Source organism: Paracoccus sp. NFXS7 (assembly GCF_040148865.1).
Taxonomy (GTDB): Bacteria; Pseudomonadota; Alphaproteobacteria; order Rhodobacterales; family Rhodobacteraceae; genus Paracoccus; species Paracoccus marcusii.
In genome coordinates, this window is the sequence record NZ_JAKEKV010000009.1 from 16,401 (window position 1) to 29,993 (window position 13,593).

Here is a 13,593-nt window from a genome sequence, read left to right on the forward strand (position 1 = left end):
GGGGGTTGCGAATCGCGGTCACCGCCGGGGCGGCTTGCGCCAGATCTGGCCCGACAGCCAATCCGACAATTGCGCCGACATGGCGTCGCGATCCTCGTTCATGTCGCCCGACGTCTCCATATCGGGGTTCTCGGCCCGGTGGCGGGCGCGGGTTATCTGGCTGATGCGCCATGTCAGTCCCTCATCGGCCTCTCCCTGGATCTCGGATTCGGCGCGGGGCAGTTCGTGCGTCGTGGCCCGCGCGACCTCGATGCGGTCCAGAAGGTCCAGCAGCATCGTCACGGCGCCGTCGTCGTCCTTCCGTTCGATGATTGCGGGCGTCAGGCCCAGATGGGCGTCGCGGCGCAGGGTTTCAAGGCCGCGCCGCCCGGCCGGGCTGTCGGTATGGGTCAGCAGATCATGAAGCAGCGCCGCGCGGTCCGGGTCGCGCGGCAGCACGCGTTCAAGACGCGCCTCGACATGCGCCACGACCGAAGGGCGCAACGCACAGATCAGCAGGGCGGCGCCCTCCAGCGTCCCCTCTCCCTGTTCCGGGACGTTGATCCCCACCGGCAGGGACGCCGCCCGCGGGGCCATCGAGGCCCCTTGGCGCCGGGCCGGGCCACGCCCGGCCGCGCCCCCCCGCGGGGTGGTCTTGCGGGCGCCACCGCCGAACAGCTCCCACTGCTTGCGCCGGATATCTTCGGAGTACAGCGCGCGGGTACGTTCATCGGGGATGCGGGCAACAGCCTCGGCCAGGCGGCGATCCAGGGCCGCCTTGCGTTCGGGGCTGTCGAAGACCTGCCCCTGCGTCTCGCGCGCCCAGAGCAGATCCAGCATGGGCCGTGCCTGATCCAGCAGCACCCCCATCGCGCCCGGGCCGGATGCCCTGATCAGATCGTCGGGATCCTGCCCCGCGGGCAAAATGACAAAGCGCAGTGCCTGTCCGGGTCCGGTCAGCGGCAGCGCCAGGTCGATCAGCCGCTGCGCCGCGCGCTGGCCCGCCGCATCGCCGTCCAGCGCGATCACCGGTTCGGGCGAGACGCGCCACATCAGGCGCAGCTGCTCCTCGGTGATGGCGGTGCCCAGGGGGGCCACCGCCCCCTCGAACCCTGCGCGGGCCAAGGCGATCACGTCCATGTAGCCTTCGGCCACGACCAGCCGCTGGCCCTTGGCGACCGCGCTGCGCGCAGGGCCCAGATTGTACAGATTGCGCCCCTTGTCAAAAAGCGGCGTTTCCGGGCTGTTGAGGTATTTCGCCCGCGCGTTCGGGTCCATCGCCCGGCCGCCAAAGCCGATGCAGCGGCCCTGTCCGTCGCGGATCGGAAAGATGATGCGCCCCCGGAACCGGTCATAGGCCGCGCCGCCGCCTTCGGGCCGGGCAGACATGCCGGCCTCGACGATCTGATCCTCGGCAAAGCCCTTGTCGCGCAGGGCCGCGGTCAGGGCGGTGCGGTGATCGGGGGCAAAGCCGATCTCGAACCGGTCCAGTGCGGCCGCGTCCAAGCCGCGGCGGTCCAGGTAATCGCGCGCATCCGCCGCGGCGCCGGTCTGCAACTGCAGGCGGAACCAGCGGCAGGCGGCCTCAGTCACCTCCAGCAGCCGCGTCCGCCTGTCGGTCTTTTCGCGGGCACGGGGGTCGGGTTCGGGCATGGTCAGCCCGGCCTCGGCGGCCAACAGCTTAACCGCCTCGATGAACTCCATCCCGTCATGGTCGCGCAGGAAACCGATGGCGTCGCCCTTGGCCTGACAGCCGAAGCAGTAATAGTAGCCCTTCTGGTCGTCGCAGTGAAAGCTGGCGGACTTTTCCTGGTGGAAGGGGCACGGTGCCCACCAGTCGCCGCGGGCCTGGTTCGACTTGCGCAGATCCCACGTGACCTTCTTGCCGATCACCCGGCTGATCGGGACGCGGTTGCGAATCTCGTCAAGGAAACCGGGGGGCAGGGACATGGGCGCGATTATCCGGCATGGCGCGGGGGGCAGCAAGCGCCTTCAGGCACCCACGGCGCCGCGGGCCAGCCCCCAATAGATCTGGGCGATGCGGCCCCTGTCCAGGCGCCCGCCTTCGCGGTACCAGTTCGTCACCCCGGTCAGCATAGCGATCAGGGCCAGCGTGGTCAGCTTGGGATCCTCGATCCGCATGGAACGGGAGGCGACCCCGTCGCGCAGGATCCGTTCCAACGCGGCCTCGTACCGGCCCCGCAGCGCCGCGATGCGGGCGAAATTGTCGGGCGTCAGGTTGCGCAGCTCCATGTAGGACAGGAACACCGCGTCGCTGTGATCCAGGCTGAAATCGATGTGGAACCGCACGAAGCGTTCCAGCCGCGCCAGCGGACCGGCCGCCGGATCGTCCGACCAGGCGTCCAGCAGCTCCTGCATGTGGCTTTCCAGCAGGTCGGCCAGCAGCGCCTGCTTGTCGGGCGTATAGGCGTAGAGTGCGCCGGCCTGCACGCCCACGGCGGCCGCGATCTGGCGCATCGACACGGCGGCATAGCCCTGCCGCGCGAACAGGCGGCGGGCCTTGTCGCGGATCAGGGGGCCGGTGATTTCAGCGCGGGAACCGGTGGTGCGGGCCATGGCCCCGTGTCTAGCGCGCGGCCGTGGCCGAGGGAAGGCGTTGCCGGGCGCCCCCGGCCCGCGTATCGTCGCCGCCATGAGACACGTCCTGATCCTTGCGCTGACGCTGGCCGCCTGCACCGCCGACGGGGATTATCCCCGCCTGCTGCCGACGGAACAGGCGCTGGCCGAACCCGCCCTGCCCGCCCATGCGACCGCGGCCCGCACCGACCCCGCACCGCTGGAGGATGCGACCGCCGCCCGTGCAGCCGCCCTGCAGGCGCGGGCCGATGCGCTGCGCGGCCCGGTGGTCGATCCGGGCCTGCGGGGACGCGCGGGCGGGTGATTGCCAGAGGTCCGCGCAACTGGTAATAAGTTTTTACCAGTTCGCGAAAGGCCATGCCATGCCCGTCATCACCTGCATCGACGATCTCAAGCGGATGCACCGCGCCCGCACGCCCAAGATGTTCTACGATTACGCGGAATCGGGCAGCTACACCGAACAGACCTTTCGCGACAACACGACCGATTTCGCGCGGCTGAAGCTGCGCCAGAAGGTGGCCGTGGACATGTCCGACCGCCGCCTGTCGCGCCAGATGGCGGGTCAGGCCGTGACCATGCCAGTGGCGCTGGCCCCGGTGGGCATGACCGGCATGCAGCACGCCGACGGAGAGATCCACGCCGCCCGCGCGGCGGAAAAGTTCGGTGTGCCGTTCTGCCTGTCCACCATGTCCATCTGTTCGATCGAGGACGTGGCCGCGCACACGACCGCGCCCTTCATGTTCCAGCTGTACGTGATGAAGGACCAGGATTTCGTGGCCGCGATCATCGACCGCGCCAAGGCCGCCAACTGCAGCGCGCTGGTCCTGACGCTGGACCTGCAGATCCTGGGCCAGCGGCACAAGGACCTGAAGAACGGCCTGTCCGCGCCGCCCAAGATGACCCTGCCCACGGTGCTGGACCTGGCCACCCGCTGGCGGTGGGGCATGGGCATGCTGAAGACCAAGCGCCGCTTTTTCGGCAACATCGTGGGCCATGCCAAGTGCGTCGGCGACACCTCCAGCTTGATGAGCTGGACGGCGGAGCAGTTCGACGAACGCCTGGACTGGGACAAGATCGCCAAAATCCGCGACATGTGGGGCGGCAAGCTGATCCTGAAGGGCATCCTGGACCCCGACGACGCGCGCATGGCCGCCGACTTCGGCGCCGACGCGATCATCGTCAGCAACCATGGCGGGCGACAGCTGGACGGCGCCCTGTCGTCGATCCGGATGCTGCCCCACATCGTCAAGGCGGTGGGCGACCGGGTCGAGGTCCACATGGACAGCGGCATCCGGTCGGGTCAGGACGTGCTCAAGGCGCTGGCGCTTGGCGCGCACGGCACCTGGATCGGACGGGCCTGGCTGCACGGGCTGGGCGCGATGGGAGAGGCCGGCGTGACCCGCGCGCTGGAGATCATCCGCAAGGAGCTGGACATCAGCATGGCGCTGTGCGGCGAACGCGACCTGGACAATATCGGGCCCGAGCATCTGCTGATCCCGCGCGACTTCCTGGACGAATACCAGATCGGCCAGCCGGCCTAGAACAGGCGCGACAACCAGCGGTGGCGTCGACCCGCAAGGCTGACGCCCCAGACCAGCAGGAACGGCAAGGCGATCCCCAGGACCGCCGTGACGCCGGGATGGTCCACCCCCAGCTTCGGCAGCCCCTGCAGAACGATCACGTGCAGCACATAGATCCCCGCCGCCGCCCGCCCCAAGGGCAGCGCCGTGTCGGGCACCCGCAGCCGCATGACCAGTAGCAGAAGCGCCGGACACAGGATCAGGTGGCCGACCGGGATCTCCAGCAGCGGCTCCTCTCCGATACGGCGCAGCCAGTACAGGCTTTCGCAGATGGTCAGGGCCAGCCCCCCCGCGACCATCGCCCACAGAAGTGCCGTCGACAGGCGCGGCGGATGCACGGCCATCAACCAGCCCATCACCAGATAGGGATAGAGGTAGAAGGGGCCGTTGCGATAATGTTCGACGGGCATCTCGGACAGTCCCGCCATCCGCGCGTATTGCAGCGCGACCCCCACCAGCCCCAGCACGACCGCCGACGCGACCACGGCCCCCGATCCCAGCAGCCGCATCGCGCCCAGGATCACGCCGGAGATCGCCAGCCCCTCCAGGAACCACAGGTGCATGAAGCCAAGCGTCAGGTCGGTTGCAGTCAGCCCGAGGGGCCGGTTCGTGTAATAGGGCCACAGGAACAGCAGATAGACCACCGACCAGACGGCATAGAGCACCAGCAGATGCCCCACCCAATCCGACAGCCGCGCCCGCCGCAGCACCGATGCCAGGAAATACCCCGCGATCAGCGTGAAGACCGGGACCGCGACGCGCAGCACGCTGTTGCCCGTGGCCAGCGCGACCAGGCCCGCATCGCCCCAGCTCCGGAACGTCTCTCGGGCCAGGCCCGAATGCGCGACGACCACGAAGGCGGCCAGCACCACCCGCAGATAGTCCACCGACATCAGCCGCGCCTGCGTCTTGTCCACCGCTTCCCCCAAGCCCCGCCCACGCCTTGCGCGCAGGCCCTGTCGGCCCATAGGGCCGGGGGGACCGGCAAGTCAATTCACCTGCGCGCATGCGTCGCGCGGCGTGGCATTTCTGACTTCACATCCGGGCCGGTCTGCGCTAAGGGCACCGCTTGGCGCCACGCACCCTTGGAGGGTGGCGTCTTCAATCATGGTTAAGGATTAAGAAAATGGCCAAAGAGATTCCGAATCTGGTGGCCGAGGCACGCGCGGGGTCAGGCAAGGGGGCCGCCCGCCAGACCCGCCGCGAAGGCAAGGTGCCCGGTATCGTGTATGGCGACGGCAAAGAGCCCGTCTCGATCGCGTTCGACTTCAACAAGCTGCTGACCACGCTGCGCGCCGGCCGCTTCATGTCCACGCTGTGGAACCTGCAGGTCGAGGGACAGGACGATGTCCGCGTCATCTGCCGCGGCGTCCAGCGCGACGTCGTCAAGGATCTGCCGATCCACATCGACTTCATGCGCCTGCGCCGCACGTCCAAGGTGAACCTGTTCATCCCGGTCGAGTTCATCAACGAGGACAAGTGCCCCGGCCTCAAGCGCGGCGGCACCCTGGTCACCGTGCGTCCCGAGGTCGAGCTGGTCGTGACCGCGGGTGACATCCCCGATCATCTGACCGTGGACCTGGAAGGCCGCCAGATCGGCGACACCATCCACATCAGCGACGTCACGCTGCCGAACGGCGCCAAGGCGACGATCGACCGCGACTTCGTCATCGCGAACCTGGCCGCACCGTCGGCCCTGCGCGCCGAGGATGATGCAGAGGACGGCGACACCGCCGAGGCAGCCGCCGAGGCGTGATCCCGCGCGGATCGGTCGCATGACCCTGGGGGCGGTGCCGACGGCGCCGCCCCTTTCCATTCCGCCACGGCCTTGCTAGCCCACCCGTCATGGAGACACGCATGGAACCCGTCCACATCATCGGTGCCGGCCTTGCCGGATCGGAAGCCGCCTGGCAGATCACCCGGATGGGCGTGCCCGTCGTGCTGCACGAGATGCGCCCGCAGGTTGAAACCTTTGCCCACAAGACCGGCGACTGCGCCGAGATGGTCTGTTCGAACAGCTTCCGGTCCGATGACGACGTGATGAATGCCGTCGGCCAGCTGCACTGGGAGATGCGGGCCGCCGGCGGTCTGATCATGGAGATGGCGGGCCGCCACCGCCTGCCCGCGGGCGGCGCGCTGGCCGTGGACCGCGAGGCCTTTTCGGCCGCCGTCACCGCCGCGCTGCAGGCGGAGCCGCTGATCACCATCGTTCCCGGAGAGATCACCGAACTGCCCGGCACCGGCAACTGGATCGTGGCGACGGGGCCGCTGACCTCGGACGCGCTGGCCGGGGCGATCCGCGGCGTGACGGGGACGGACGCGCTGGCCTTCTTCGACGCCATTGCGCCCATCGTGCATGCCGACACGATCGACATGTCGATCGCCTGGGAGCAGTCGCGCTATGACAAGGGCGAGACGGAGGCCGAGCAGAAGGCCTATATCAACTGCCCGATGAACCGCGACGAATACGAGGCCTTCATCGACGCCCTTCTGGCCGCCGACAAGACCGAGTTCCACGAGGGCGAGACCGCGGGCTATTTCGATGGCTGCCTGCCCATCGAGGTCATGGCCGAACGCGGCCGCGAGACCCTGCGCCACGGTCCGATGAAGCCCGTAGGCCTGACCAATGCCCACAAGCCTCAGGAAAAGGCCTATGCCGTGGTCCAGCTGCGCCGCGACAACGCGCTGGGCACGCTGTACAATATCGTGGGTTTCCAGACCAAGATGAAATACGGCGCGCAGACCCAGGTGTTCCGGATGATCCCTGGCCTGCAGAATGCCGGCTTTGCCCGGCTTGGCGGCATCCACCGCAACAGTTTCCTGAACTCCCCGACGCTGCTGGACGACCGCATGCGCCTGCGCCTGGCGCCGAACCTGCGCTTTGCCGGGCAGGTCACCGGGGTCGAGGGATACGTCGAAAGCGCCGCGATGGGGCTGCTGGCGGGGCGCATGGCCGCAGCCCAGGCCCTGGGGCGCGATCTGGCGCCGCCGCCCTTCACCACCGCGATGGGCGCGCTGGTCAACCACATCACCGGCGGGGCCGAGGCCAAGACCTTCCAGCCGATGAACGTGAACTTTGGCCTGTTCCCGCCCCTGCCCGACAGCCGGTCGGGTCGCCGCGGCCGCAAGGACCGCTATCCCGCCTACACGCAGCGCGCCAAGGACGATTTCAACGCATGGCTGGCCGCCCAGTAACACGGTTCGCGCCGTCGCCCACGGGGCTGCTGCACCTGGGCCATGCGTTTTCGGCCCTGACCGCGGCGGCGCAGGGGGATTTCCACATGCGGATCGAGGATATCGACCGTGATCGCTGTCGTCCGGAATACGAGGCCGCGATCTTTGAAGACCTGGCTTGGCTGGGCCTGGACTGGCCGCAGCCGGTCATGCGCCAGTCCGACCGCATGCCGGCCTATCAGGACGCGCTGGCGCGGCTGGCGCCACTGACCTATCCCTGCCGCTGCCGCCGGGGCGATATTCGCGCGGCGCTGTCCGCCCCGCAGGAGGGCACCCTACCCGCCGGGCCGGATGGCCTGATCTATCCGGGCACCTGCCGCCACCGCGACCTGCGCGATGCCGGCCCCGACGACGTGATCCGGCTGGACGCCGGTCGCGCCTTCGACGCGCTTGGGCTGGACAGCATCGGGTTCACGGACCAAGGCCAAAGCCACATCCTGACCCGTCAGCAGTTCCTGGCGGGCATCGGCGACGTGGTCCTGTCGCGACGGGGGATGGGCACGTCCTATCATCTGGCGGTTGTCGTGGACGATGCGGCACAGGGGATCACGCTGGTGACGCGGGGGATGGACCTGTTCGCGTCGACCCATATCCACGTGCTGCTGCAGCACCTGCTGGACCTGCCGACGCCGGCCTATCTGCACCACCGGCTGATCCGCGACACGGCGGGGCGGCGGCTGGCGAAACGCGACGATGCCCGCGCGATCCGCCAGTACCGGGCGGACGGCGCGTCCCCCGACGACATCCGCCGCATGGTCGGGCTTTAGACCATCGGTTCGGTCAGCACGACCTCGGCCCCGTCCCGGATGCCGGTGTAAAAGCAGCTGCGCCGGTTCGTATGGCAGGCGGGCCCGGTCTGGTCGACCAGCACCAGCAGACAGTCGCGGTCGCAATCGACGCGCATCTCGACCAGCGCCTGGACGTGGCCCGAGCTTTCGCCCTTGATCCAGAACGACGACCGCGACCGCGACCAATAGGTCACGCGCCCGGTCTCCAGCGTCCGGGCCACGGCGTCGGCGTTCATCCAGGCCATCATCAGCACCTCGCCCGAGGCGGCGTCCTGCGCGATGGCGGGGATCAGGCCGGCCGCGTCATATTTCAGGCTGAGGGGGTCGAACATCGGGTTTCCTTTCGGCATGGCCGTCCCTATCTACTCATCGACCCGCGCTGATGAAACCCCAAGGGATGACGCATGGCCGAAACCGATCTGATGCAGCTTTACTCGCGACGCATCCTCGCGTTGACGACCGCCATCCCCCATCAGGGCCGGCTGGACGACGCGCAGGCCAGCGTCCAGCGCCGGTCGCCGCAATGCGGATCGTCCGTGACGGTGCACCTGTCGATGGCCGATGGCCGCATCAGCGATTTCGCGCAGGAGGTGCGGGCCTGCGCCCTGGGTCAGGCTTCGGCATCCGTGCTGGGACAGGCGGTGATCGGCATGGACCGGGCGGGCATCGTGCAGGCGCGCGATCAGCTGCGCGCGATGCTGACCCAGGATGCCCCCGCCCCCGGCGCGCCCTTTTCCGACCTCGAGGCGCTGACGCCCGCGCGCGCCTATCCCAACCGCCATCCGTCGATCCTGCTGGCCTGGGACGCCACGCTGGAGGCGCTGGACAAGGCATCTGCATGAAAAGGGCCGGCCCCCTGCGGGGCCGGCCAGGTGCGCGAGCTTTGGGGACGGATGGCGCACAGGCGGGGCGCCATCCCTGCGTCGCGGGGCAGTCGGTCAGACCTGCAGCATGGCGGGCAGCCACAGCAGGACAATGGTGGTCAGGCTGAGCGCGGCGGCCCCGATCAGGTCGATGGCGGTGTCTTTGGTCATGACGGCAACTCCTCTCTGTTGCCTCTTTGTTCTCATGTTCTCTTGATTCGGTAAAGAACTTTTTAAGAACATTCCGCCTTGTCAGCCCACCTGGATCAGTCGAATCGCCTGATCCTGCTGCATCAGCCACATCAGCAGCCGCAGCGCCTGCCCCCGCGGGGTCTCCAGTGTCGGGTCGCGTTCCAGCAGCGACCGTGCGTCCTGGCGCGCCACGGCCATCAGCCCGGCCTGGTGTTCCAGGTCCGCGATGCGGAACCGCGGCAGGCCCGATTGCGCAGTGCCGATCACATCGCCCGCGCCCCGCATCTCAAGGTCGACCTCCGCGATGCGGAACCCGTCCTCGGTGTCGCGCAGCGTGGTCAGGCGGCGGGCGCCGGTCTCGTTCAAGGGCCCATGATACATCAGCAGACAGGTCGAGGCCCCTGCCCCGCGCCCGACCCGACCCCGCAGCTGGTGCAGCTGCGCCAAGCCAAAGCTTTCGGCGCGTTCGATCACCATGATCGTGGCCTGGGGCACGTCCACGCCCACCTCGATCACGGTGGTGGCGACCAACAGCTGCGCCGTACCGTCGGCGAAATCGGCCATTGCCGCGTCGCGCTGGTCGGGGGGCATCTGGCCGTGGATCAGCCGCACCCTGTCGCCGAAGATCGCGCGCAGATGGGTGAACCGCGCCTCTGCCGCGGTCAGGTCGGTGACCTCGCTCTCCTCGACCAGGGGGCAGACCCAATAGGCACGCGCGCCCTGCGCCATCGCGGCGCGCAGGCGTTCGGTGACCTGGTCCAACCGCGTGTCCGCGATCATCACCGTGGTGATGGGCTGGCGCCCCGGCGGCTTTTCGTCCAGCACCGACAGGTCTAGATCGCCATATTGCGACAGGGCCAGCGACCGGGGGATGGGCGTCGCGGTCATGATCAGCATGTCGGGCGGCACGTCGCCCTTGGCCGACAGCTCCAGCCGTTGGGCTACACCGAAGCGGTGCTGTTCGTCGATGATGGCCAGGCGCAGGTCGTGGAAGGTCACGTCCTTCTGGAACACCGCATGGGTGCCGACCAGGATGTCGATGGTGCCGTCCGCCAGATCGGTCAGGATCTGCCCGCGCAGGTCGCGCTTGTCGCGCCCGGTCAGCGCCGCCAGCCGCACCCCCGCCGCACGCGCCAGCGGCTCCAGCGCGCGGGCATGCTGGCGGGCCAGGATCTCGGTGGGCGCCATCAGCACGGCCTGGCCCCCGGCCTCGACCGCGACCAGGGCAGCCATCAGCGCGACCAGCGTCTTGCCCGCGCCGACATCGCCCTGCAGCAGGCGGTTCATGCGGCGCGCACTGGCCATGTCATCGGCGATCTCGGCGATCGCGCGGCTCTGAGCGCCCGTGGGCGGCCAGGGCAGGCTTTGCAGCACCCGCGCGCGCAGGGTGCCGTCACCCGCGCTGGCCCGCCCCTTCAGCCGCCGCTTGTCCCGCCGCACCAGCGCCAAGGTCATCTGATGGGCCAGAAATTCGTCATAGGCCAGCCGCGCCCGCGCCGGGCTGTCGGGCGACAGCGCGCCGGGCGATTGCGGCGCATGCGCCTGGTGCAGCGCATCGGCAAAGGAGGGCCAGCCTCGCTGCGCGATCAGCTGCGGGTCGATCCATTCCTCGACCGGGGGCAGCCGGGTCAGCGCGGCATCGACCGCCTTGGCCATGCCCTTCTGTGTCAGCCCCGCCGACAGGGGATAGACGGGTTCGAAGCTCGGCGGCAGCGCCTCGCCATCCGCCAGGATGTGGTCGGGATGCACCATCTGGGCCAGCCCGTCGAACAGTTCCAGCTTGCCGCTGAGGATGCGACGTGCGCCAACGGGCAGCTGGCTTTCGATCCAGTTGTCGCGCGGACGGAAGAACACCAGCGTCAGGTCGCCCTCTCCGTCGGTGCAATGCACCCGGAACGGGCGGCCGCGGACCTGGGGCGGATGGTGGCGTGTGACGGTCACCGTGATCGTCACGATCTCGGGTGCGCGGGCGTCGGCGATGCGCGCGATGCGGCGGCGGGTGATGCCGCTGGCCGGCAGCGTCAGGACCAGGTCGCGCGGCTTGTCGATGCCCATCTGTTCCAGCGCGGCGCGCCCCTTGGGGCCGATGCCGGGCAGCGTGTCGATGGCCGCGAACAGCGGGAACAGCGCGGGCGGGCGGCCCTTGGGCGCGGTCATCCGGCCCCCGCGATGCGCAGCCATTCGTCCTCGTCGATGACGGTGACGCCAAGGGCCTCGGCCTTGGTGGCCTTGGACCCCGCCCCGGGCCCCGCGATCAACAGGTCGGTCTTGGCGCTGACGGACCCCGCGACCTTGGCCCCCATCGCCTCGGCCCGCGCCTTGGCCTCGGCACGGGTCATCCGCTCCAGCGTGCCGGTGAAGACCAGCGTCTTGCCGGAAATCTCGGTCTGCACCGCATTGGCGGTATCCACCGGCCGGATGTCCAGAAGGGTCGCCAGCCGGTCGATGCTGGCGCGTTCTGTCGGCTGCGCGAACGTCGTCACCAGCGAATCGACCAGCACCGCGCCGATGCCGTCGATGCCGGTCAGCTCGGCCCAGTTCGGGCTGTCGGCCAACGCCACGCGACGGGCCTTGTCGTCCGGGGCGGCAAAGGCGGGCTCCCGTGCCGCCCCGTCGATGGCGGCGATCAAGGCAGGCCAGTCGTGGAAATGCCGGGCCAGGGTCGCGGCCGCGACCTCGCCCACATGGCGGATACCCAGGGCAAAGATCAGCCGGGCCATGGGGATCGCACGGCGATCCTCGATTGCGGCGAACAGCTTTTCGGCCGAGCGTTCGCCGAACCCCTCGCGGTTCTTCAGCTTGGTAAAGTTCCGGGCATCGCGATCGGCCAGGGTGAAGATGTCGGCGGGCTCGCGGATGTGCAGCTGATCGTCTGCAAAGAACATCTCGATCTGCTTGGCGCCCAGCCCGTCGATGTCGAAGGCCGCGCGGCTGACGAAATGCTTCAGCTTCTCCACCGCCTGCGCGGGGCAGATCAGGCCGCCGGTACAGCGGCGCACGCTGTCGCCCGGCTCGCGGATCGCCTCGGACCCGCATTCGGGGCAGTGCGACGGAAAGACATAGGGCACGCTGTCCGCGGGCCTGCGCGACAGGTCGACATCGGCGATCTTGGGGATCACGTCGCCGGCGCGATAGATCTTGACCCAGTCACCCTCACGGATGTCGCGACCGTCACGGATGGGTGCGCCAGAGCTGTCCCGCCCGGCGATGTAATCCTCGTTGTGCAGGGTCGCGTTGGACACGACCACGCCGCCCACGGTCACGGGCTCCAGCCGCGCGACGGGGGACAGGGCGCCCGTGCGACCGACCTGGATCTCGATCCGCTCCAGCCGGGTCCAGGCGGTCTCGGCCGGAAACTTGTGCGCCAAGGCCCATCGGGGCGTGGTCGACCGAAAGCCAAGCCGCCCCTGGAACGCAAGGTCGTTCACCTTGTAGACCACGCCGTCGATGTCATAGCCCAGGGTGGCGCGCTGCTGTTCGATCTCGGCCCAGGTGGCGATCATCTGCGCGGTGTCGGTGCACAGGCGCGTCAGCGGGTTGGTTTGGAACCCCAGGGCGGCCAGCCGCTCCACGGAGGCCATCTGCGTCGGCGCCAGCGGTTCGGACAGCTGCCCCCAGCCATAGGCGAAGAAGCGCAGCGGCCGGCGCGCGGTCACCGCCGGGTCGATCTGGCGCAGCGATCCCGCAGCCGCGTTGCGCGGATTGGCAAAGACCCGCCCCGCATCGTTCAGCGCCGCAAAGTCGTCATGCCCCATGTAGACCTCGCCGCGCACCTCAAGGATGGAGGGGACGTCGCCCTCCAGTTGGTGGGGGATATCGGAAATCGTGCGGGCGTTGGCGGTCACGTTTTCTCCCACCACGCCATCGCCGCGGGTCGCGGCATGGACCAGCACGCCGCCCTCATAGCGCAGCGACAGGGACAGGCCGTCGATCTTCGGCTCGGCCGTCACCTCCAGGGGCATGTCGGGGGCAAGGCCCAGAAAGCTGCGGACGCGGGTGGTGAAGTCGGCAACGTCGCCCTCGGTAAAGGCATTGCCCAACGACATCATGCGTTGCGCGTGGACGATCTTGCCGAAGCCCTCGGCCGGGGCGGCGCCGACCTTACCGGTCGGGCTGTCGGGCAGCGCCAGATCGGGAAAGTCCCGCTCCAGCGCCGCCAGCTGCGCCTTGAGCGCGTCGTATTCAGCGTCCGATATCTGCGGTGCGTCCTCGGCGTGATAGGCCTGGTTCGCGGCGGCGACCCGCGCCGCCAGATCCGCGATGCGGTCCGCGGCCTGACCGCGATCCATCTTCCGGTCCGGTTGCCCCACCGACTTGTCCTGCGCCATCACCGCCCCCATCATCCGCATCCAGCCGAAA

Annotated in this window: 12 protein-coding genes; 6 read left to right on the forward strand and 6 right to left on the reverse strand. The window is 69.0% G+C overall.

The features are described 5' to 3' along the window. Window positions 1-18: 18 nt before the first annotated feature. Both dnaG and LZ686_RS14520 read right to left on the reverse strand, forming a co-directional pair. The gene (dnaG, locus tag LZ686_RS14515) at window positions 19-1,929 is read right to left on the reverse strand and encodes a DNA primase (RefSeq protein ID WP_349548259.1); all 1,911 of its coding nucleotides are present in this window, start codon (window positions 1,927-1,929) and stop codon (window positions 19-21) included. Window positions 1,930-1,971: 42 nt separating this feature from the next. Further along, the gene (locus LZ686_RS14520) at window positions 1,972-2,556 is read right to left on the reverse strand and encodes a TetR/AcrR family transcriptional regulator (RefSeq protein ID WP_045982046.1); all 585 of its coding nucleotides are present in this window, start codon (window positions 2,554-2,556) and stop codon (window positions 1,972-1,974) included. A gap of 76 nt (window positions 2,557-2,632) precedes the next feature. Here LZ686_RS14520 and LZ686_RS14525 point away from each other — a divergent pair, with 76 nt between their 5' ends. Together LZ686_RS14525 and LZ686_RS14530 are read left to right on the forward strand one after the other, a co-directional pair. After that, a complete protein-coding gene (locus LZ686_RS14525; RefSeq protein ID WP_148911405.1) occupies window positions 2,633-2,881 on the forward strand; it encodes a hypothetical protein in 249 nt (82 codons plus the stop codon). A gap of 58 nt (window positions 2,882-2,939) precedes the next feature. Further along, complete coding sequence (locus LZ686_RS14530; RefSeq protein ID WP_349548260.1) at window positions 2,940-4,118, forward strand: alpha-hydroxy acid oxidase; 1,179 nt, start codon at window positions 2,940-2,942, stop codon at window positions 4,116-4,118. Here the strand turns inward: LZ686_RS14530 and LZ686_RS14535 are convergent. Then, window positions 4,115-5,074, reverse strand: a complete 960-nt coding sequence (locus LZ686_RS14535) for an acyltransferase family protein (protein ID WP_349548261.1) — start codon at window positions 5,072-5,074, stop codon at window positions 4,115-4,117. The two genes, LZ686_RS14530 and LZ686_RS14535, sit on opposite strands and share 4 nt — an antisense overlap. Window positions 5,075-5,283: 209 nt before the next feature. Here LZ686_RS14535 and LZ686_RS14540 point away from each other — a divergent pair, with 209 nt between their 5' ends. From LZ686_RS14540 to gluQRS, 3 genes are all read left to right on the forward strand, one after another. Next, window positions 5,284-5,913 carry a 50S ribosomal protein L25/general stress protein Ctc gene (locus tag LZ686_RS14540; protein WP_349548262.1) on the forward strand — a complete coding sequence of 210 codons (630 nt, stop codon included), beginning with the start codon at window positions 5,284-5,286 and terminating at the stop codon, window positions 5,911-5,913. Window positions 5,914-6,014: 101 nt separating this feature from the next. Then, window positions 6,015-7,352, forward strand: a complete 1,338-nt coding sequence (gene trmFO, locus LZ686_RS14545; protein ID WP_045982042.1) for a methylenetetrahydrofolate--tRNA-(uracil(54)-C(5))-methyltransferase (FADH(2)-oxidizing) TrmFO — start codon at window positions 6,015-6,017, stop codon at window positions 7,350-7,352. Then, entirely contained in the window at window positions 7,334-8,158 is an 825-nt protein-coding gene (gene gluQRS / locus LZ686_RS14550; protein ID WP_349548263.1) for a tRNA glutamyl-Q(34) synthetase GluQRS, read from the forward strand. The genes trmFO and gluQRS overlap by 19 nt, the downstream gene beginning before the upstream one ends. On the opposite strand, the gene hisI is transcribed toward gluQRS, so the two are convergent. After that, window positions 8,155-8,511, reverse strand: a complete 357-nt coding sequence (hisI, locus tag LZ686_RS14555; RefSeq protein ID WP_127898056.1) for a phosphoribosyl-AMP cyclohydrolase — start codon at window positions 8,509-8,511, stop codon at window positions 8,155-8,157. The two genes, gluQRS and hisI, sit on opposite strands and share 4 nt — an antisense overlap. 72 nt (window positions 8,512-8,583) lie before the next feature. Between hisI and LZ686_RS14560 the strand changes: the two genes are divergently transcribed. After that, entirely contained in the window at window positions 8,584-9,021 is a 438-nt protein-coding gene (locus tag LZ686_RS14560; RefSeq protein WP_045982039.1) for an iron-sulfur cluster assembly scaffold protein, read from the forward strand. A gap of 273 nt (window positions 9,022-9,294) precedes the next feature. On the opposite strand, the gene recG is transcribed toward LZ686_RS14560, so the two are convergent. Together recG and ligA are read right to left on the reverse strand one after the other, a co-directional pair. After that, entirely contained in the window at window positions 9,295-11,415 is a 2,121-nt protein-coding gene (gene recG, locus LZ686_RS14565; protein WP_347918204.1) for an ATP-dependent DNA helicase RecG, read from the reverse strand. Continuing rightward, window positions 11,388-13,577, reverse strand: coding sequence for an NAD-dependent DNA ligase LigA (gene ligA / locus LZ686_RS14570; RefSeq protein ID WP_502922016.1), 2,190 nt, complete (start codon window positions 13,575-13,577; stop codon window positions 11,388-11,390). Before ligA ends, recG begins: the two co-directional genes overlap by 28 nt. Between the last annotated feature and the right edge of the window lie 16 nt (window positions 13,578-13,593).

What these genes read in the sequence shown, in the direction of transcription:
- LZ686_RS14525 (WP_148911405.1), top strand. Translation starts at nt 2,633, where the DNA reads ATGAGACACGTCCTGATCCTTGCGCTGACGCTGGCCGCCTGCACCGCC.
- LZ686_RS14520 (WP_045982046.1), bottom strand. Translation starts at nt 2,556, where the DNA reads ATGGCCCGCACCACCGGTTCCCGCGCTGAAATCACCGGCCCCCTGATC.
- LZ686_RS14560 (WP_045982039.1), top strand. Translation starts at nt 8,584, where the DNA reads ATGGCCGAAACCGATCTGATGCAGCTTTACTCGCGACGCATCCTCGCG.
- gluQRS (WP_349548263.1), top strand. Translation starts at nt 7,334, where the DNA reads ATGGCTGGCCGCCCAGTAACACGGTTCGCGCCGTCGCCCACGGGGCTG.
- hisI (WP_127898056.1), bottom strand. Translation starts at nt 8,511, where the DNA reads ATGTTCGACCCCCTCAGCCTGAAATATGACGCGGCCGGCCTGATCCCC.
- ligA (WP_502922016.1), bottom strand. Translation starts at nt 13,577, where the DNA reads ATGATGGGGGCGGTGATGGCGCAGGACAAGTCGGTGGGGCAACCGGAC.
- trmFO (WP_045982042.1), top strand. Translation starts at nt 6,015, where the DNA reads ATGGAACCCGTCCACATCATCGGTGCCGGCCTTGCCGGATCGGAAGCC.
- recG (WP_347918204.1), bottom strand. Translation starts at nt 11,415, where the DNA reads ATGGCTGCGCATCGCGGGGGCCGGATGACCGCGCCCAAGGGCCGCCCG.
- LZ686_RS14540 (WP_349548262.1), top strand. Translation starts at nt 5,284, where the DNA reads ATGGCCAAAGAGATTCCGAATCTGGTGGCCGAGGCACGCGCGGGGTCA.
- LZ686_RS14530 (WP_349548260.1), top strand. Translation starts at nt 2,940, where the DNA reads ATGCCCGTCATCACCTGCATCGACGATCTCAAGCGGATGCACCGCGCC.
- dnaG (WP_349548259.1), bottom strand. Translation starts at nt 1,929, where the DNA reads ATGTCCCTGCCCCCCGGTTTCCTTGACGAGATTCGCAACCGCGTCCCG.